The sequence below is a fragment of the Metabacillus litoralis genome (assembly GCF_003667825.1).
Lineage (GTDB): Bacteria > Bacillota > Bacilli > Bacillales > Bacillaceae > Metabacillus > Metabacillus litoralis_B.
Window position 1 is genome coordinate 4,200,001 of record NZ_CP033043.1, and the last position, 19,892, is coordinate 4,219,892.

Genomic DNA, 19,892 nt, shown 5'->3' on the forward strand with positions numbered 1-19,892 from the left:
GGGTGAATAGCCCGGAAAAGCCGCAGTGAATAGGCCCAGGCGACTGTTTAGCAAAAACACAGGTCTCTGCGAAGCCGCAAGGCGAAGTATAGGGGCTGACGCCTGCCCGGTGCTGGAAGGTTAAGGGGAGAGGTTAGCGCAAGCGAAGCTTTGAACCGAAGCCCCAGTAAACGGCGGCCGTAACTATAACGGTCCTAAGGTAGCGAAATTCCTTGTCGGGTAAGTTCCGACCCGCACGAAAGGCGTAACGATCTGGGCACTGTCTCAACGAGAGACTCGGTGAAATTATAGTACCTGTGAAGATGCAGGTTACCCGCGACAGGACGGAAAGACCCCGTGGAGCTTTACTGTAGCCTGATATTGAATTTTGGTACAGCTTGTACAGGATAGGTAGGAGCCTGAGAAGCCGGAGCGCTAGCTTCGGTGGAGGCGTCGGTGGGATACTACCCTGGCTGTATTGAAATTCTAACCCACAGCCCTGATCGGGCTGGGAGACAGTGTCAGGTGGGCAGTTTGACTGGGGCGGTCGCCTCCTAAAATGTAACGGAGGCGCCCAAAGGTTCCCTCAGAATGGTTGGAAATCATTCGTAGAGTGTAAAGGCACAAGGGAGCTTGACTGCGAGACCTACAAGTCGAGCAGGGACGAAAGTCGGGCTTAGTGATCCGGTGGTTCCGCATGGAAGGGCCATCGCTCAACGGATAAAAGCTACCCCGGGGATAACAGGCTTATCTCCCCCAAGAGTCCACATCGACGGGGAGGTTTGGCACCTCGATGTCGGCTCATCGCATCCTGGGGCTGTAGTCGGTCCCAAGGGTTGGGCTGTTCGCCCATTAAAGCGGTACGCGAGCTGGGTTCAGAACGTCGTGAGACAGTTCGGTCCCTATCCGTCGTGGGCGTAGGAAATTTGAGAGGAGCTGTCCTTAGTACGAGAGGACCGGGATGGACGCACCGCTGGTGTACCAGTTGTCTTGCCAAAGGCATAGCTGGGTAGCTATGTGCGGAAGGGATAAGTGCTGAAAGCATCTAAGCATGAAGCCCCCCTCAAGATGAGATTTCCCATCACATTAGTGAGTAAGATCCCTGAAAGATGATCAGGTTGATAGGTCAGAGGTGGAAGCGCGGTGACGTGTGGAGCTGACTGATACTAATCGATCGAGGACTTAACCTATAAGGAAAGCGGAAGAAGCCCGCTTAAATCCATAGGGAATTGGAGCGATCGAGATGAAGTCATTCTTTGACTTCTTCGAGAGAGTGAAATTACCGTAGGATTTGGCTTCTGGAGCTGGACAAAGTAAGAGCATAAACTCAGTAGAGTGAAGTTGAATTGTGAATCGTTATCTAGTTTTGAAGGAACATCCTTCAAACTAAATATTATTTGGTGATGATGGCGAAGAGGTCACACCCGTTCCCATGCCGAACACGGAAGTTAAGCTCTTCAGCGCCGATGGTAGTTGGGGGTTTCCCCCTGTGAGAGTAGGACGTCGCCAAGTAAGATGAGAAAAGATCAGTAGAGATACTGGTCTTTTTTTGTGAAGTTATAAAATGAAATGTTGAGGGTTGTAGAAATCTGTAGAATCGAAGATAAAACCTTAATAATCGTAGATAAAGTACCCAGAATCGAAGATAAAACCTTAATAATCGAAGATAAAGTATTCAGAATTGAAGATAAACATATAAACCACATCTAAATTGTCTATGGAAGTGAACCTGTAGCTCTAGCCTTAAGCAGAAAACCTGTGTTTACACAGTAATCACAAGCTAAATGAAGCTAAAAATTTCAAAATAACAAAGAAAACTCTGTAAAAAACAAAAAAAGAGCATATCACAAAGAATATGCCCTTCATCTATTCACCTTGCGTATCAACTTTATTTCTAACCAACATTATTCTACAAAATCCGGGAAGTGACAGGCACCACCTCTCCACCTCTAAGAATAAAGCGGCGGGTTTTTCACTCTTCTTAATTTTTCTAAGTAGTATTGGTATTTAGGGTCAGATGTTTGTGTGTTTGTTATGTTTTTTTCACATTCTACACATATGAAACTCGTATAGAGATGAATTCCTGTTTCCTTTTCCTTGTCACATATAATGCAAGTTTCCCCATTTAAATGTTGTAAACTAGTAGAATTCATATTCTCCACCTCCATACCTTTTATTTTGACCAAAAGTTTATTATTGTATACACAATTATGAATTTAATTATTTTTGTTATCCGTATAATATGTATTGGGCGCTTATCTGTGATTGTTAATCATTGATTTTTTAAAAAGTATAGCTGTACATATTTTCTTCGGTCGATAAGGAAGTTAAGTATTGTTATAATTAGTTTATAGATAATAAAGGACGATGATTATAATATGAAAATGCCTCTTTATTCGGCTTTGCAGAAGCATGCTGAGAGGAATTCTTTATCATTGCATGTGCCGGGACATAAAAACGGGACAGTAATGTTAAAACAAATGGAGCAGGTTTATAAGGATATTTTACGTTATGATGTAACTGAGTTAACTGGTTTGGATGATTTACATGATGCTAAAGGAGTCATAGCTGAGGCACAACAGTTAACGGCAGAGTTATATGGAGTTGAAAGGTCTTATTTTTTAGTTAATGGATCAACCGTTGGAAATCTGGCGATGATACTAGGATCTTGTCTAGAAGGTGAGGAAGTTCTAGTCCAACGCAATTCACATAAATCAATTATACATGGCATTCAGCTTGCTGGAGCTACCCCTATATTTTTATCACCAAAAGTGGATGAAGATTATCAAGTTCCTAGTTATATTGAATGCGACAGGGTAAAGAAGGCAATCTCCCTTTATCCAAATGCGAAGGCCTTAATCATAACGAATCCTAACTATTATGGATTAACAGTTCATTTAAAAGAAGTTATAGAATTTGCACATAAATATCATATTCCTGTACTAGTGGATGAGGCACATGGCGCCCACTTTATAGCTGGAAATGGATTTCCGATGTCAGCGATAGAGGCTGGTGCTGATGTTGTTATTCATTCTGCTCATAAAACTTTACCGGCAATGACAATGGGGTCGTATCTACACTTTAATAGCAAGCTTATAGATAGAGAAAAGATAGAATTTTATTTATCGATGCTACAAAGTAGTAGTCCGTCATATCCTATCATGGCATCATTGGATATGGCTCGAGCTTATCTAGAAAGAACCATAAAAGAGGAAGCACAAGTTGATATTATAAAATCTACAGAAATAATAAAACAGCAGATTAAGGCACTGAATTATTTGGACGTGATTGAAACGAATGATAAACTTATACATTCAGATCCTTTGAAAGTCACAATTCGCTCTACAAATGGATTATCAGGTTACGAGCTACAGAGTTATTTAGAGCATCATGGGATATTTACAGAGTTAGCTAATCCTGATCATGTTTTATTTGTTTTGCCACTTGCAAGTGATTGTTTATTAGGTGAAAAGTTAGCATCAATCCAACCTCCACCAAACAATGCAAAGTCGAACATGAATCAAAAAGTTTGGAGAGAGTTTGAGGAAATTGGCATACATAGATTAGAAAGATCTTATTCATATTTAAAAAAATGTGAAAAGCAAACAGTTATGTTAGAGGAAGCAGTTGGACATTTTTCTGCGGAGTCAATCATTCCATATCCGCCAGGTATTCCTTTTATTATGATAGGACAAACGATTACAGCTGATTTGATAGATCGCTTAAAAGAACTACTCCAATCAGGTGTAAACATTCAAGGTGACAGTAATATTAAACAAGGCAAAATAAGTATCTATAAGAGGTGACATTGTTTGAAAGGCAAATTTATTACATTTGAAGGTCCAGAGGGAGCAGGAAAAACATCTGTCCTTGAGGAATTGATGAAAGACATAAAAGTTATCGAGACAGAAGCTGTTTTTACAAGGGAGCCTGGTGGTATCCATATTGCTGAGAAAATAAGAGAGGTTATCTTACATAAAGATCATACTGAAATGGATCCTCGAACAGAAGCCCTGCTTTATGCTGCAGCGAGAAGGCAACATTTAGTTGAAAAGGTTATTCCTGCAATCGAGTCCGGTAAAGTCGTTTTTTGTGATCGATTTATCGATAGTTCATTGGCGTATCAAGGGTATGCAAGAGGATTAGGAATTGATGAAGTGTTTTCAATAAATGAATTTGCAATTAATGGATTGATGCCTGATCTAACTTTTTACTTTAAAATTGACCCTGAGGTAGGGCTTCAGAGAATATCAAAAAGTTCAGAAAGAGAAAAAAATCGTTTGGACTTAGAAAATATATCGTTTCATCGGAAAGTACAGGAAGGATATCAAAAAGTTCTAGAAAGATTTCCAGACCGTATAATTGTGATTGATGCTGAAAAATCAATTGGTGAAGTAGTAAATGACGTAAAAACAGCATTAAAAAGGGTGATTTCTTTTTAAGCATAAGCTATCATGAAATTACCATTAAACAAGCAATGATTCACATAGATGGACATGTTACAATAAAGGGAGGCTTCTATATATGAAGTTAATTATTGTTGTTGTACAGGACCAAGATAGTAATAAACTCTTAAATGCACTTACTGAGCATAATTTCCGTGTTACAAAACTATCAAGTTCAGGTGGATTTCTTAAATCCGGTAATACAACATTTATGATTGGTACTGAGGATATTAGAGTTGATAAAGCATTGCAAATTGTTAAGGATAATTGTAAGTCGAGAGATCAGCTTGTGGCACCAGTTTCACCAATGGGTGGAAATGCCGACTCATTTATTCCATACCCTGTTGAAGTAGAGGTTGGAGGAGCAACTGTTTTCGTTCTACCTGTTGAACAATTTCATCAATTTTAAGATTGATTTAGATAATGTCTATATGGCCTTATAAGCCATGGAGGTATATGATGAAGATAAGTCAGGATATAAGATCTACCTTGGATAAAAGAGGAATGGAACAGAAGGTAGCTCAAGCATCTTCAAAGGGCTTCCAAGACCTCATTGTCAAGCAAGGTAATAAGCTACAAAATGATCAGCTAACGAAATTGTTGGCAAATATAGATGATGCAGGTCGAAGGTTAGGAAAGTCAAGAAACTTCAGTGATTTGTCAAAGTACAAGCTTTTAGTTAAAAAGTTTATTCATGAGGCTGTTGAATACGGAATGAATATGAAGCAGTCAAGAAGCTGGGATTATAATGGAAACAGCCGTTCTTTAAAAATTATTGAACAGGTTGATGAGTTATTAATAAATCTTACAGATGAAATGATGAGTAAAGAAAGTTCATCAATTGATATTCTTGCAAAAATAGGCGAGGTTAAAGGCTTACTTGTTAACCTCTATACGTAGAGAGTGATGAGTAATATGGACAAAAACTGGCAAGAACTAGTCACATATCAACCGCGTGTGATGAAGTTATTAGCAAATAGTATTCAAAAACAACGGTTAGCACATGCCTATTTGTTTGAAGGAAAGAAAGGGACAGGCAAGAAAGATGCTGGAATTCTTTTAGCAAAAAGTTTCTTTTGTGAAAATCTTCAAACCTATGAACCATGTGATAACTGTAAAAACTGTAGAAGAATAGATTCAGGAAATCATCCTGATGTTCATATTGTAGAACCAGATGGATTATCAATAAAAAAGGGACAAATTCAAGCTTTGCAAGAAGAGTTTTCTAAGTCTGGAGTAGAGTCCAATAAAAAGCTTTATATGATTATCCATGCTGATAAAATGACTGTTAATGCAGCTAACAGCTTATTAAAGTTTTTAGAAGAGCCTAACGCAAACACAATTGCCATTCTAATAACTGAACAGTATCATAAAATATTAAATACAATTCTTTCAAGGTGTCAGCTATTATCCTTTCACCCACTACAGCCTATTGCAATCCAAGAAACCCTTGAGAAGTCAGGAGTAGCGAAGCATATTGCCGCATTAGTGTCGCAACTAACAAATGATCTTAATGCTGCATTGGACTTAACAAAAGATGATTGGTTTGCGCAGGCTAGATTGAAAGTGATAAAATTGTATGAGGTCCTTATCACTCAAAAAGGACAGGCGCCATTATATATACACACGGAGTGGATGAACCACTTTAATGATAAAGATAAGCAAGATACAGGGTTAGACTTGCTATTATATTTATATAAAGATGTCTTATCTATACAAATAGGTAATGAAGAAAACATTATTTATCATGACATCATTCAGCAAATAAAACAGCATGCCCTTCAAATGACCCAAAGAAGTGTAACAGAGAAGATTACTTCTATATTAGAAGCTAAAAAAAGGCTTCATGCCAATGTGAATCCACAATTACTTATGGAGCAATTGGTTTTAACATTGCAGGAGGGATAAGTTTGTATAATGTTGTAGGTGTTCGCTTTAAAAAGGCGGGCAAAATATATTATTTTGACCCTAATGGTCTTCATATAGATGATGATGATTTTGTCATTGTTGAGACAATTCGAGGAATTGAATATGGAAAAGTTGTTTTAAATAATAAAAAGGTAGAAGAAAATGATGTTGTTTTGCCTTTAAAAAAGGTGATTCGTCTTGCTGATGAAAAGGACCGTTTAATGGTTCAGGAAAATCAAGAAGCAGCATCAGAAGCCTATCATGTGTGTCAGAAAAAAGTGTCAGAACATGGACTAGATATGAAGCTAGTTGATGTTGAATATACATTTGATCGCAATAAGGTCATCTTCTACTTCACTGCAGATGGTCGTGTTGACTTTAGAGAATTAGTAAAAGACTTAGCAGCTATTTTTAAAACCAGAATTGAACTTCGACAAATTGGTGTACGTGACGAGGCAAAAATGCTTGGTGGCATAGGGCCTTGCGGGCGTATGCTGTGTTGTTCTACTTTTCTAGGGGACTTTGAACCAGTCTCTATTAAAATGGCAAAGGATCAAAATTTATCTTTAAATCCGACGAAAATATCTGGTCTATGTGGTCGTCTTATGTGCTGTTTAAAGTATGAAAATGATGAATATGAATCGGCAAAAGAACAGCTTCCGGATTTAGGAGAAATGATTGAAACACCTAATGGACAAGGTAAAGTCGTTGGTTTAAATATATTAGAGAAAATATTACAGGTAAACCTAGTGGAACAAGAACGCGTGGTTGAATACACTTGGGATGAATTGCAGAAAGAAGGCGTAGTTCCAATGCAATCCACAGATTAATGAGGTGGCACAAGTGGATAAGAAGGAGATATTTGAATCTGTCAGCAGTATGGAAGAGCAAATCGGATCTCTATATACTCAATTAGGTGAATTAAAGCAGCATCTGGCTGAACTTATTGAGGAAAATCATCATTTACAAATAGAAAATGAGAACCTGCGCCGACGCTTAGATTCAACAATAACAAATACAAAAAGTACGGTAAAAACAAAAAAGGCAAAATCAAAAGAAAAACAGCAAAAAAAGCAGAATTCAGTTGATATAGGTGAAGGGTATGATAATTTAGCAAGACTGTATCAAGAGGGCTTTCATATTTGTAATTTACATTATGGAAGCATTCGCAAAGATGGTGATTGTTTATTTTGCTTATCATTCTTAAATAAGAAATAATAAACTGACTCATATTGATTATGTGTCAGTCTTTTTTTTACTATTAGAAAGTATAGAAAAGTGAAGGCTATCATCATAATGGCTTGGAGTTGAGCCAACTTTATATAAAGCACACAATAGAGCGCTTAAAAAGGAGCATAGAGAAAGATGGTTAAGTTAATAGGTGACGAAAGATTGGATTATTTATTAGCTGAAAATCTAAGAATTATCCAAAGTCCAACAGTTTTTTCCTTTTCATTGGATGCTGTATTACTTTCTAGATTTGCATATATGCCTATTCAAAAAGGAAAGATCATTGATTTATGTACGGGTAATGGGATTGTCCCGCTTATTCTTAGTACAAGAACAAAAGGAAATATCGTAGGTGTTGAGATTCAAGAAAGACTTTATCAAATGGCTATAAGAAGTGTTGAATACAATAAGTTAGAAAATCAAATTAAGCTAATCCATGGTGATTTAAAAGACATGCCAAATGAACTTGGATATGGAAAGTTTGATGTTGTGACATGCAACCCTCCTTATTTTAAAACTCCTGCTAAAGATAAACAAAATCTTAATGAGCATCTCGCCATTGCAAGACATGAAATTTTATGTACATTAGAAGATGTGATAAGAGTATGTAGTCAACTTGTAAAACAAGGTGGAAAAGTTTCAATAGTTCATAGACCAGGGAGATTAGTTGACATAACAGAGCTAATGAGAAAATATGGGGTAGAGCCGAAACGGATACAATTTGTTTATCCAAAACAAGGAAAAGAAGCAAATACACTCTTAATTGAAGGAATAAAAGGTGGACAAGCAGACTTGAAGTTAATGCCTCCGATCTTTGTGTATGATGAGAATCATGAATATACGCCGGTTATAAAGAAAATATTATATGGATCTGAGAACGGTTAACACTAAGGAGAAGGGTAAATGGGCAACCATTATTTTTATGTGTTAGAGTGCAGTGATGGAAGCTATTATACTGGATATACAGTTGATTTAGAAAAACGAATTCAAAAACATAATGATGGAAAAGGTGCAAAGTATACGAGAGGAAGAACTCCTGTGAAACTTTTATATTCTGAGGAGTATGACTCCAAAGGCGATGCACTAAGGATGGAAATTAGTTTTAAAAAGTTAACAAAGGAAAAAAAGAAACGATACATAGAGAGCAGGTAATAAATATGATAAAAACTCAAAAAAGCTTTCAACAAGAAGAAAGTGAAATCGGAAACTTGTATTTAGTACCGACTCCGATTGGAAATCTTGAGGATATGACATTTCGAGCTATTAAGGTGTTAAAAGAAGTAGATTTAATTGCAGCTGAAGATACAAGACAATCAAAAAAATTATGTAATCACTTTGAGATCTCTACACCTATTTTTAGCTATCATGAACATAATAAAGAAACTAGTGGAAATCGTGTCATTGAGTATTTACAGCAAAATAAGAATATAGCTTTAATTAGTGATGCGGGAATGCCAACCATTTCAGATCCTGGAAGTGAATTGGTGAAACAAGTCCTGGAAATAGGAGGAAAGGTGATCCCATTACCGGGTGCTAACGCAGCATTAACAGCTCTAATTGCATCAGGTATTACACCTCAACCGTTTTTCTTTTTTGGCTTTTTAGATCGACAAAAAAGAGAAAAAAGAAATCAATTAGAGTCACTACGTATTCGAAAAGAAACGATTATTTTATACGAGTCCCCGCATCGCCTAAAAGAAACATTACAGCTTATGCATGAAAGCTTAGGAAATCGTACAATCTGTTTATCGAGAGAATTAACTAAGAAATTTGAAGAATTTATACGCGGAAGCATAGAGGATGTAATGATGTGGACAGAGGAAACAGAAATCCGCGGAGAGTTTTGTATCATTATTGAAGGCACTAGTGAAGAGATACTTATTGAGGAAGACATTTGGTGGGATTCACTGTCTATGAAAGAACATGTTGAACATTATATAAACGAGGGTTTATCATCTAAAGATGCGATTAAAAAGGTTGCAACTGAAAGAAAGATTCAGAAGAGAGATGTTTATCAAGCATTTCATGTAGAATAAAAAAGGGATCAATCATGATCCCCTTTTTACTATCAGGATTAAAAACTAAGTGTATTAACAAAGTTACTTATCTGATTATATATAAATCTTAATCTAAAGATTAGAATTATTTATTATTAATTAATTGGTTTTGAATTTCAGATAAAATTAGTTCAGCACCTTCACGGCTTAAAACTAATTTACCATTAGCTAACGCTAGGTTATCATCAGAAACTTCACCAGTAATTTGGCAAGTCATATTTGGTTTGTATTTCTTTAAGATGATTTTATCATCATCAACATAAATTTCTAATGCATCCTTTTCTGCAATTCCAAGTGTGCGGCGAAGCTCGATAGGGATAACAACACGCCCTAATTCGTCAACTTTACGTACAATTCCTGTAGATTTCATTTTAATGATCTCCTCTCAATCTATATATGCTCTATATTTTTGATAAACTTCGTCAATATTCGACAAAAAATGATTTGAATTAAGCATATCAGTGTTTCCAATAAACGTCAATCATTTTTATTATATTTCCATGTAAAAATATAGGGGAATCTTTTCAGAAAACTGATATAACAGGGTTTATCTAATTAAATACCCAGAAAATATGTAATTAAAACCTATAAATGGAATATAATTGATATACAATTTGTTACAAAAAGCACGATTTCTCAGTTGGTGTTTCGACAAAGTCCTTTATGTTTTCGACAAAATTCAATAGGCACATGTCGAATGAGGGAAATAGAAAAACTTTAGGTATATATTCTTGATATTAAGGGCTAAGATGGTATCATAAAGAGTATGAAAAAGTTTGAGGTGGATAGGTTAGTATTGTCAACCTACCTGAGTACATAAAAAACCTAATGAAATCACAGGACTTGATCAAATGAATATTATGTTGAATAAACCATACTAAATCGCTCTCGTCCTTAGGGGCGAGGGCGTTTTTGCTAGAAATACTACATAATAGTTATTTAGTTTTAAGGAGGTTACATAATGGAAAATAATCAAAAAACATTTTATATTACCACTCCTATTTATTATCCGAGTGGAAAACTGCACATTGGACATGCTTATACAACAGTAGCAGGAGATGCAATGGCGCGTTATAAGCGTATGCGAGGCTTTGATGTTATGTATTTAACAGGAACGGACGAGCATGGTCAAAAGATTCAACGAAAAGCAGAAGAAAGTAATATTACACCTCAAGCATATGTAGATGGAATTGTATCAGGAATTAAAGATCTTTGGAATAAAATGGACATTTCATACGACGATTTTATTCGTACTACTGAAGAACGTCATAAGGTTGTTGTTGAAAAAATATTTTCTAAACTTGTTGAACAAGGTGATATTTATTTAGATGAGTATGAGGGCTGGTACTCAGTTCCGGATGAAACGTTTTATACAGAACTGCAGTTAGTGGACCCAATTAAGGAAAATGGGAAAATTGTTGGTGGTAAAAGTCCGGATAGTGGTCATCCAGTCGAATTAGTTAAAGAAGAATCTTACTTCTTTAAAATGAGTAAGTATGCAGACCGCTTGTTAGCTTATTATGAAGAAAACCCTGAATTCATTCAACCAGAATCAAGGAAGAATGAAATGGTTAATAACTTCATTAAACCGGGTCTAGAAGACTTAGCTGTATCTCGTACAACATTTGATTGGGGAGTAAAGGTACCTGGCGATCCAAAGCATGTTATATATGTTTGGATAGATGCACTTTCTAATTACATTACAGCTCTTGGTTATGGTACAGAGAATGAAGAGAAATATAAAAAATATTGGCCGGCTAACGTTCATATAGTAGGAAAAGAAATTGTACGCTTCCATACAATTTATTGGCCAATTATGTTAATGGCACTAGATTTACCTCTTCCTAAAAAAGTATTTGCTCATGGTTGGTTGCTAATGAAAGACGGTAAAATGTCAAAATCAAAAGGTAATGTTGTTGATCCTGTTACCTTAATTGATAAATATGGCTTAGATGCACTTCGTTATTATCTTCTAAGGGAAGTACCTTTTGGATCTGATGGAGTCTTTACTCCGGAAGGATTTATAGATCGTGTTAATTATGATTTAGCAAATGATTTAGGAAACTTACTAAATCGAACAGTAGCAATGATTGATAAATACTTTGAAGGTAAAGTTCCAACATATAATGGTTATCAAACAGAGTATGATGAACCTCTAGTGAAAGCATCACAAGATATGCTTAAGAAGTATGAAGATTCAATGGAAAGAATGGAATTCTCTATTGCCCTTTCATCTTTATGGCAATTTGTTAGCCGAACAAATAAATATATTGATGAAACGCAACCATGGGTATTGGCCAAAAACGAAGAAGATCGTGAAAAATTAGGTTCTGTCATGGTTCATCTTGCAGAATCATTACGAGTCATTGCTGTACTATTAAAGCCATTCTTAACTGAAACACCAGTGAAGATTTTTAGTCAGCTTGGTATAGAGGATCAGGATCTTCAAAATTGGGATAGCCTTACTTCATTTGGACAAATAAAAGGAACAAAAGTGAATAAACAAGCTCCAATTTTCCCTCGACTTGAAGTAGAGGAGGAAGTTGCCTATATTAAGGAGCAAATGAAAGGTTCTGCACCAGTGGAAGAGAAGAAAGAAGAAGTAGCAGCTCCTGAAACAATGGAGGAAATCACAATTGATGACTTTATGAAGGTTGATCTTCGTGTAGCAGAGGTCATTCATGCTGAACCTGTGAAAAAGGCCGATCGTTTATTAAAAATTCAATTAGATTTAGGCTATGAAAAAAGGCAAGTAGTATCTGGAATTGCAAAACACTATAAGCCAGAAGATTTAATTGGTAAAAAGGTGATTTGTGTTGTGAACTTAAAGCCAGTAAAACTACGTGGTGAGCTTTCTCAAGGTATGATCTTGGCCGGTTCACAAGGTGATATGCTCTCAGTAGCTACAGTTGATGCTGATCTTCCTAATGGTTCGAGGGTAAAATAATAAGTTTACATTAAAAAATGCTTAATAATGAAGTAATAGTTGAAATATCCTGTGGATAGCACAAAGGGAGGTATACAGCCCAAGAGCTGTTTTCTCCCTAAGGATGTTTCATTCTCGAATAAACATGATATTTGTCTAAAAAGAAAAAAAATGGGTGTTCCACGTGTAACAATTTGTTGAACACCTTTTTGTTTTGTCGAATAGAATGAGAAAGGGAGTTAGTTATCGTGCTTTTTGATACACATGCACATTTAAATGCTGTGCAATTTGAGGAAGATTTAGAAGAGGTTATCGAACGTGCAAAGAGTGAGGGTGTTTCACATATTGTTGTTGTAGGTTTTGATCATGAAACGATTAAAAGAGCAATGGAGTTAATAGAACAGTATGATATGATGTATGCTGCAATCGGTTGGCATCCAGTAGATGCAATAGATATGACCGAAGAAGATCTAAGTTGGATTAGGGATTTATCACAGCATCCTAAAGTAGTTGCTATTGGAGAAATGGGATTAGATTACTATTGGGATAAATCGCCAAAAGAGATACAAAAAGAAGTATTTAGAAAGCAAATTCAGCTAGCAAAAGAAGTGAATCTGCCAATTATTATTCATAACCGTGATGCAACTGAGGATGTTGTGAAGATATTACAGGAGGAAAACGCTAGTGAAGTTGGAGGAATTATGCACTGTTTCACAGGTAGTTTAGAGGTTGCAAAACAGTGTATGGAGATGAATTTCTACATTTCATTTGGTGGACCAGTGACGTTTAAGAATGCAAAGAAACCAAAGGAAGTAGTCAAAGAAATTCCAATGGACCGGTTATTAATTGAAACAGATTGCCCTTATTTAACTCCCCACCCATACAGAGGAAAACGTAATGAGCCGAGTTATGTGAGATATGTGGCTGAACAGATTTCTGAGTTAAGAGGAGTAAGTTTTGAAGAAGTTGCAGGAAAAACGTCCGACAATGCAATGAAAGTATTCGGCATAACTCGATAACGAACGTTGTCGAGTTATGGAGGAGCTTGTCCACTTAAAGGATAAATCAATCAGTTCTACATGTCTATTTTTCCTCATAGTATATCTTTGTCGATAACTCTTGCTTCACTTTTTTCATAATTTTAAGCATAATTATGATTACGTTGGAAAAATGAGACAACGTCAGAAGGGTTGACAAGAAGAAAGATACTCTATATAATCCACGAGGAAGAAGGAGGCGGTTTTCATTTTAAGCAAAAATGTAAAAAAGCTGTTTTCCGAGAAAGTCTTAAAAAACAAATTTGTCCTTTCCGCTACTAGTTTACTAGTATTGGGAACAGGTACTGCATTTGGTACATACGAGATGACGAAAGAAACAGTCTTACTTACCGTAAACGGTAAAGAGGAGAGAGTTCGTACTCATGCAGAAACTGTAAATGATTTGCTAGAAGAAAGAGATATAGATACAAGGAAGGAAGATGACATATTACCTTCAGTCAATCAAAAGATTAAAGATAATATGGAAATCACCTATAAAGCAGCAAAGCCAATTAAAGTTGCAATGGGTGATGAACGAAGGACAATTTGGACAACAGCGGATACAGTAAAAGAACTGATACAACAAGAAAACCTGGATGTCACAGAGCATGATCAAATTAAACCAGCTTTAGATACAGTAATAGAAAGCGATTTGTCATTAACAATTGATAAAGCATTTCAGATTACACTAAATGTTGGCGGAGAAAAACAACAAGTATGGACGACTTCGACTACTGTCGCTGACTTTTTAAAAAATCAAAACGTTAAATTGAATGAATTAGATAAAGTTGAACCGGCTCTGACAGAAGAAGTAGCTGAAAAGAGAGATATTACGGTTACACGGGTAGAAAAAGTCACCGATGTAGTGGAAGAACCAATAGCCTTTGATGTTGTAACGAAAAAAGATAACAACATCGAAAAAGGAAGTCAGAAAGTGCTTGAGTCCGGTAAAGAAGGAAAGCAAGAGAAACATTTTGAAGTCATTTTGGAAAATGGAAAAGAAATTTCTAGGAAACTACTTAAAACAGAAACAGTCCAAGAAAGTGAAGATCGTGTGGTTGCCTTAGGTACAAAGGTAGTGCAACAAACAAGCACTGTATCTCGCGGAAATGATTCTGTTGCAAGGGAATTTTATGTAAGTTCAACAGCATATACAGCAAGCTGTAATGGCTGTTCAGGTACAACAGCTACAGGTATTAATTTACGTGCCAATCCTAACGCTAAGGTAATTGCAGTTGATCCTAATGTGATTCCATTAGGAACTAAGGTTTACGTCGAAGGCTATGGATATGCAGTTGCTGGAGATACAGGTTCCGCTATTAAAGGGAATAAGATTGATGTATTCTTCCCTTCAAAATCAGCTGCCTATCGATGGGGTTCGAAGAGAGTAAAAATAAAAATTTTAGAATAGATCATAACAGAGGATGTTTAGTCCTCTGTTTTTTATTTTTTATTACTTAGCTGTAAACCTTTTGTTCAAACTCTGAGCATTGTATACTGTTTATATTCTCTTTAGGTAAGAATAGATACTAACAATGAAGTTCTTCACTACATAAGACGTAATAGCAGTTAAAAAAGTTTCAAGTTTTTTGGAGGAAATAATGAAAATAAAAGAAATTATTGTTGTTGAAGGAAAAGATGATACAACAGCCATTAAACGAGCAGTTGATGCCGATACAATAGAAACAAATGGCTCATCGATTGGAGATGCTGTCATTGAGCAAATAAAGCTCGCACAACAAACGAGAGGCGTTATTTTATTCACAGATCCCGATTTTCCAGGGGAGAAAATTAGAAAAACAATTGCTGAGCTTGTTCCAGGATGTAAGCATGCATTTTTACCAAAGAATGAAGCAAGACCAAAGCGAGGAAAGGGCATTGGAGTAGAACATGCTTCCATCGATGCCATCCAACAGGCACTTGAATCTGTGAAGGAAGAGATGACAGAATTTGTAAGTGAGATTGAGTTTGAGGATTTATTAGATGCAGGCTTAATAGGCGGGAATCAAGCAAAAGATCGACGAGAAAGACTAGGGATACTATTAAAAATTGGTTATACAAATGGAAAACAACTTCATAAAAGGCTGCAGATGTTTCAAATCAGTAAAGCGGAATTCATTCATGCAGTAAAGAAGATTCTACAGGAGGAAACTAAATAATGATAAAAGATATCGCAACTCCAGTAAGAACAAAAGCCATTTTAGAAAAGTATGGATTTTCTTTTAAAAAAAGCTTAGGTCAAAATTTCTTAATTGAACCAAATGTCCTTTCAAGAATTGTAGATCATGCTAATGTGACAGAAAAAACAGGGGTTATAGAGATAGGTCCTGGAATTGGTGCATTAACTGAGCAGCTTGCACGAAGAGCTAAGAAGGTAGTAGCCTTTGAAATAGACAAACGCCTTCTTCCGATCTTAAATGAAACATTAAGCCCATATGAAAATATAACAGTTATTCATCAGGATGTATTGGAAGCTGATTTGAAAAAAGCAATTGAAGAAAATTTTAGCGATTGTGAAGAGATTATGGTTGTGGCAAATCTCCCTTACTATGTAACAACACCAATCATTATGAAATTGCTAGAAGATAAGCTTCCTCTCAAGGGAATTGTTGTTATGCTTCAAAAGGAGGTAGCAGACAGAATATCAGCCGCTCCATCAACAAAGGAGTATGGATCACTTTCGATTGCTGTTCAATACTATACAGAGGCTAAGACCGTTATGACAGTGCCTAAGACAGTGTTTGTTCCGCAACCTAATGTAGATTCAGCTATTATCCGATTGTTAGTAAGAGACAAGCCTACTGTAGAAGTGGAAGATGAAGACTTCTTTTTCAAAATTGTAAGAGCGAGTTTTGCACAACGAAGAAAAACTCTTTTAAATAACCTTGTTCATTTTATTCCAAATGGCAAGGAATTAAAAGCAAAGATCGAAGAAACATTGGAGCATGTTGAGGTTGACGGAAAAAGGAGAGGAGAGTCTCTTTCTATTGAGGAATTCGCCAAATTAAGTGATGCATTAGCAAAGGTTGTAAAATAAATAAAAAAGCAGAAGATCCAGGCAACATAAGTCTCGATCTCCTGCTTTTTACTTTGTTTATATCCCCATGATATAAATCACCAAAAGCAAAAAACTACATAGGCTAGAAAAGGATACATTTTATACATGGTAAAAGATTACTTGAAGTGTATAAGAGATCTTGAAGCCTGATTAATGGGTAAATAAAGTGTTCAGGTGAATCATTCATTGGAGTGATATAACATGCAAGTAAAAATTGGAGATGTTGTAGTAAGAAAATCCTATAACTTAGATTTGTTATTTAGAGTGATTGATGTCATTTCATCTGCTTCAGGAGAGCAGATTGCAATTTTACATGGTGATGAAGTGAGATTAATAGCTGATGCTGACTGTAGTGATTTAGTTCTTGTAGATGAGGCAGAGAGAAATTCCCGAAAGCAGAGAGAAAAAGAACGAATTGATCAATCTTATCATTTATTTAGGCAGGATTATCAGCTTCTAAGGGAAAAGCAGGAGTACTATGCAACATCCAGCTATAGCCATAATGAAGAGTTTTTCCATATGCCGGGGAGAGTCCTGCATGTTGATGGAGATCCACTTTATTTACAAAAGTGCTTGGCTTTATATGAGAAGATTGGTGTACCGGTTAATGGTGTTCACCTTAATGAAAAAGAGATGCCGGAAAAAATCACAGAGCTCCTATCAAAATATCGACCTGATATATTAGTTGTGACCGGACATGATGCATACTCAAAACATAAGGGAAACATTGACGATATCAACGCCTATAGACATTCCAAGCATTTTGTTCAAACTGTCCGTAATGCAAGAAATAAGGTACCACACCTTGATCAGCTTGTAATCTTTGCTGGGGCATGTCAGTCTCACTTTGAATCTTTGATACGTGCAGGGGCTAATTTTGCAAGCTCTCCTTCAAGAGTAAACATTCATGCACTAGATCCTGTATATATTGTTGCTAAAATAAGCTTTACTCCTTTTGTAGAAAGAATAAATGTATGGGAAGTCCTTCGTAACACATTAACAAGGGAAAAAGGTCTTGGTGGTGTGGAAACAAGAGGAGTATTAAGGACAGGAATGCCGTATAGAAAGCCAACAACACAATAAACTTGCGCCGCTTACGTATCATATGTAAGTGGCTTTTTCTGTTTCTGTAAAACGTCCTGTTGTTTGTGGGGCTCAATGTGGTTTTTAAGGAGATTGAAATGATGAATCTTCAAGAAATTTTTTGATAAAATTCTATAAGATTTTTAATGGAGGTCATTATTTGATATTCAGTATTTTTTAAGATTTTTCTATAAAAATAACCCGTACACAGAGGGAAATGAGATAAAAAATGAACGTTTGAAAAGAAAATTATAAAAAACATTCATTTTCATACATAAAAGAGGGAATGATTGTTCAAACTAACCATAACAAAGTGAGAATTTTGTTGAAAACATTTTATTGACAGTAGTGAAAAATTACTGTTATAATTTTAATTTTATTTGACTTACATAGGCGGAAGGTTGTATAATCATATTAGTGAGGTGGATGCAATGGGAAAAACTCTAACGGATATTAAAAAGTCCTTGGATGGTAATCTTGGCAGACGACTAACTCTTAAAGCTAATGGTGGTCGTAGAAAAACGATAGAACGCTGTGGTGTGCTAGCAGAAACCTATCCATCTGTCTTTGTTATTGAGCTTGATCAAGATGAAAATTCATTTGAACGAGTATCTTACAGCTATGCCGATGTATTAACCGAAACAGTGCAATTAACATTTTTTGAAGATACAACAGGTTCGTTTGCAGTTAGTGGACAGTAGACATCAATGTTTACTGTTTTTTCTTTTGTCTAAAAGTGATCTTATTAACGTCTTCATTACATATATCTTTTGTTTTATGCAAATACTAAATAATGCCGCAGTACTATCTCTTTCTTTTACATTCCAAGCTTATCCTTTGAAAGGTGTGGTCGACATGGGCAGACGTCGTCGTGGAATGATGTCGGAAGACTTTAAATATGAGTTAGCAAAAGACTTAGGTTTTTACGATACAGTAAAAGAAGAAGGCTGGGGAGCTATTCGATCACGGGATGCTGGTAATATGGTAAAGCGTGCAATTGAATTAGCACAACAACAGCTTGCCCAACAAAATAATGTAAATCAGTAATGATAGCGGCGGGGCTGGCTAAAATTACTCACTTATTCAGTTTGATAAGTGAGGTTTTGGTCAGCCCTTTCTTTCTATATGAAATTTACTATAAATTCTAGCTTTTTTGAATTAGTGACATAATCGTGGTCAATGATAGTGAAAACTGTTTCATTTCAACTGGAATTGTCGAAAAAGGCAATACAATACCTGCTTTTGTGGTACAATGTTGATACAATTTTTAGATCGTTTAAGTAGGTGATGACAATGCGTGTATTAGAAAAAGCACCAGCGAAAATAAATTTGTCACTTGATGTACTAAAGAAACGTGACGATGGCTTTCATGAAGTTAAAATGATTATGACAACAATAGATTTAGCTGATCGGGTTGAACTTATTGATCTACCTTACAATGAAATTCGAATTGTATCACATAATCGTTTTGTGCCAGACGATCAAAGGAACTTAGCCTATCAAGCTGCACGACTTTTGAAGGAGCGCTATCAAGTTAATAGAGGTGTTTCCATATCTATAACAAAAACAATTCCTGTTGCAGCAGGGTTAGCAGGTGGAAGCAGTGATGCTGCAGCAACTTTACGTGGCTTAAATAAGCTATGGAGTCTTGGGCTGACTCTTGATGAATTGGCTACTCTTGGTGCGGAAATTGGTTCTGATGTTTCATTCTGTGTATACGGAGGAACGGCCTTAGCAACAGGTAGAGGAGAGATTATTCATCATATAGATCCACCTCCACATTGCTGGGTTGTGTTGGCGAAACCAACGATAGGGGTTTCAACAGCTGATGTTTATAAGAATCTAAATCTCCAAAAAATAAAGCATCCTAATGTTGAGGGAATGATAGATGCTTTACATAAAAATGACTATGATCAAATTTGTACACTTATGGGAAATGTATTAGAAAGTGTTACTTTACGAATGCATCCGGAGGTGGCTAACATAAAGGATCAAATGAAAAGGTTTGGCGCAGATGCCGTATTAATGAGTGGAAGTGGACCAACAGTCTTTGGCTTGGTTCAATATGAATCGCGTTTGCCACGAGTTTACAATGGATTAAGGGGTTTTTGTGATCAGGTTTTTGCAGTAAGAATGCTTGGTGAACGAAACATCCTTGATTAAATACGG

The 19,892-nt window shown here is 36.2% G+C and carries 21 protein-coding genes and 2 rRNA genes (1 of these 23 running past the window's edge); 21 read left to right on the forward strand and 2 right to left on the reverse strand.

Annotated elements, in window-relative coordinates:
- Both D9842_RS20435 and rrf read left to right on the forward strand, forming a co-directional pair.
- Nucleotides 1-1,169, forward strand: a 23S ribosomal RNA gene (locus tag D9842_RS20435); it begins 1,760 nt to the left of the window's first position.
- Nucleotides 1,170-1,375: 206 nt separating this feature from the next.
- Nucleotides 1,376-1,491, forward strand: a 5S ribosomal RNA gene (gene rrf, locus D9842_RS20440).
- A 437-nt stretch (nucleotides 1,492-1,928) separates the two neighbouring features.
- Here the strand turns inward: rrf and D9842_RS20445 are convergent.
- Nucleotides 1,929-2,147, reverse strand: coding sequence for a sigma factor G inhibitor Gin (locus D9842_RS20445; protein ID WP_373995079.1), 219 nt, complete (start codon nucleotides 2,145-2,147; stop codon nucleotides 1,929-1,931).
- A gap of 210 nt (nucleotides 2,148-2,357) precedes the next feature.
- On the opposite strand from D9842_RS20445, the gene D9842_RS20450 reads away from it, so the two are divergent.
- The 10 genes from D9842_RS20450 to rsmI all read left to right on the forward strand — a co-directional run bounded on the left by D9842_RS20450 (nucleotide 2,358) and on the right by rsmI (nucleotide 9,598).
- Complete coding sequence (locus D9842_RS20450) at nucleotides 2,358-3,785, forward strand: aminotransferase class I/II-fold pyridoxal phosphate-dependent enzyme (protein WP_121664110.1); 1,428 nt, start codon at nucleotides 2,358-2,360, stop codon at nucleotides 3,783-3,785.
- A 6-nt stretch (nucleotides 3,786-3,791) separates the two neighbouring features.
- Nucleotides 3,792-4,421: a dTMP kinase gene (tmk, locus tag D9842_RS20455; protein ID WP_121664111.1), complete on the forward strand. Its 630-nt coding sequence runs from the start codon at nucleotides 3,792-3,794 to the stop codon at nucleotides 4,419-4,421.
- Nucleotides 4,422-4,503: 82 nt separating this feature from the next.
- Entirely contained in the window at nucleotides 4,504-4,833 is a 330-nt protein-coding gene (locus tag D9842_RS20460) for a cyclic-di-AMP receptor (protein ID WP_121664112.1), read from the forward strand.
- Between the two features lie 50 nt (nucleotides 4,834-4,883).
- A complete protein-coding gene (locus D9842_RS20465; protein ID WP_121664113.1) occupies nucleotides 4,884-5,324 on the forward strand; it encodes a YaaR family protein in 441 nt (146 codons plus the stop codon).
- A 15-nt stretch (nucleotides 5,325-5,339) separates the two neighbouring features.
- Entirely contained in the window at nucleotides 5,340-6,332 is a 993-nt protein-coding gene (gene holB, locus D9842_RS20470; RefSeq protein ID WP_121664114.1) for a DNA polymerase III subunit delta', read from the forward strand.
- Nucleotides 6,333-6,334: 2 nt separating this feature from the next.
- Nucleotides 6,335-7,162 carry a competence/sporulation regulator complex protein RicT gene (locus D9842_RS20475; protein ID WP_098795117.1) on the forward strand — a complete coding sequence of 276 codons (828 nt, stop codon included), beginning with the start codon at nucleotides 6,335-6,337 and terminating at the stop codon, nucleotides 7,160-7,162.
- Between the two features lie 13 nt (nucleotides 7,163-7,175).
- The gene (gene yabA / locus D9842_RS20480) at nucleotides 7,176-7,550 is read left to right on the forward strand and encodes a DNA replication initiation control protein YabA (protein ID WP_121664115.1); all 375 of its coding nucleotides are present in this window, start codon (nucleotides 7,176-7,178) and stop codon (nucleotides 7,548-7,550) included.
- A 147-nt stretch (nucleotides 7,551-7,697) separates the two neighbouring features.
- Nucleotides 7,698-8,447, forward strand: a complete 750-nt coding sequence (locus tag D9842_RS20485; RefSeq protein WP_121664116.1) for a tRNA1(Val) (adenine(37)-N6)-methyltransferase — start codon at nucleotides 7,698-7,700, stop codon at nucleotides 8,445-8,447.
- An 18-nt stretch (nucleotides 8,448-8,465) separates the two neighbouring features.
- Nucleotides 8,466-8,714: a GIY-YIG nuclease family protein gene (locus D9842_RS20490; RefSeq protein WP_121664117.1), complete on the forward strand. Its 249-nt coding sequence runs from the start codon at nucleotides 8,466-8,468 to the stop codon at nucleotides 8,712-8,714.
- Between the two features lie 5 nt (nucleotides 8,715-8,719).
- A complete protein-coding gene (gene rsmI / locus D9842_RS20495) occupies nucleotides 8,720-9,598 on the forward strand; it encodes a 16S rRNA (cytidine(1402)-2'-O)-methyltransferase (RefSeq protein ID WP_121664118.1) in 879 nt (292 codons plus the stop codon).
- A gap of 106 nt (nucleotides 9,599-9,704) precedes the next feature.
- On the opposite strand, the gene D9842_RS20500 is transcribed toward rsmI, so the two are convergent.
- Nucleotides 9,705-9,995 (reverse strand): transition state genes transcriptional regulator AbrB, encoded by a 291-nt coding sequence (locus D9842_RS20500; RefSeq protein WP_121664119.1) that lies wholly within the window; start codon nucleotides 9,993-9,995, stop codon nucleotides 9,705-9,707.
- A 585-nt stretch (nucleotides 9,996-10,580) separates the two neighbouring features.
- On the opposite strand from D9842_RS20500, the gene metG reads away from it, so the two are divergent.
- From metG to ispE, 9 genes are all read left to right on the forward strand, one after another.
- A complete protein-coding gene (gene metG, locus D9842_RS20505; protein WP_121664120.1) occupies nucleotides 10,581-12,566 on the forward strand; it encodes a methionine--tRNA ligase in 1,986 nt (661 codons plus the stop codon).
- A 227-nt stretch (nucleotides 12,567-12,793) separates the two neighbouring features.
- Nucleotides 12,794-13,564 carry a TatD family hydrolase gene (locus D9842_RS20510; RefSeq protein WP_121664121.1) on the forward strand — a complete coding sequence of 257 codons (771 nt, stop codon included), beginning with the start codon at nucleotides 12,794-12,796 and terminating at the stop codon, nucleotides 13,562-13,564.
- Nucleotides 13,565-13,907: 343 nt separating this feature from the next.
- The gene (locus tag D9842_RS20515) at nucleotides 13,908-14,993 is read left to right on the forward strand and encodes a G5 and 3D domain-containing protein (protein WP_257535931.1); all 1,086 of its coding nucleotides are present in this window, start codon (nucleotides 13,908-13,910) and stop codon (nucleotides 14,991-14,993) included.
- A 190-nt stretch (nucleotides 14,994-15,183) separates the two neighbouring features.
- Nucleotides 15,184-15,741, forward strand: coding sequence for a ribonuclease M5 (rnmV, locus tag D9842_RS20520; protein ID WP_121664123.1), 558 nt, complete (start codon nucleotides 15,184-15,186; stop codon nucleotides 15,739-15,741).
- On the forward strand, nucleotides 15,741-16,619 hold the full coding sequence (gene rsmA / locus D9842_RS20525) for a 16S rRNA (adenine(1518)-N(6)/adenine(1519)-N(6))-dimethyltransferase RsmA (protein WP_121664124.1): 879 nt from the start codon (nucleotides 15,741-15,743) through the stop codon (nucleotides 16,617-16,619). The genes rnmV and rsmA overlap by 1 nt, the downstream gene beginning before the upstream one ends.
- 222 nt (nucleotides 16,620-16,841) lie before the next feature.
- Nucleotides 16,842-17,723: a sporulation peptidase YabG gene (gene yabG / locus D9842_RS20530; RefSeq protein WP_121664125.1), complete on the forward strand. Its 882-nt coding sequence runs from the start codon at nucleotides 16,842-16,844 to the stop codon at nucleotides 17,721-17,723.
- Nucleotides 17,724-18,154: 431 nt separating this feature from the next.
- Nucleotides 18,155-18,424 carry a biofilm formation stimulator Veg gene (gene veg / locus D9842_RS20535; protein WP_026562427.1) on the forward strand — a complete coding sequence of 90 codons (270 nt, stop codon included), beginning with the start codon at nucleotides 18,155-18,157 and terminating at the stop codon, nucleotides 18,422-18,424.
- Between the two features lie 154 nt (nucleotides 18,425-18,578).
- Nucleotides 18,579-18,770, forward strand: coding sequence for a small, acid-soluble spore protein, alpha/beta type (locus D9842_RS20540; protein ID WP_098795105.1), 192 nt, complete (start codon nucleotides 18,579-18,581; stop codon nucleotides 18,768-18,770).
- 246 nt (nucleotides 18,771-19,016) lie between these two features.
- Nucleotides 19,017-19,886 carry a 4-(cytidine 5'-diphospho)-2-C-methyl-D-erythritol kinase gene (gene ispE / locus D9842_RS20545; protein ID WP_121664126.1) on the forward strand — a complete coding sequence of 290 codons (870 nt, stop codon included), beginning with the start codon at nucleotides 19,017-19,019 and terminating at the stop codon, nucleotides 19,884-19,886.
- The last annotated feature ends 6 nt before the right edge of the window (nucleotides 19,887-19,892 follow it).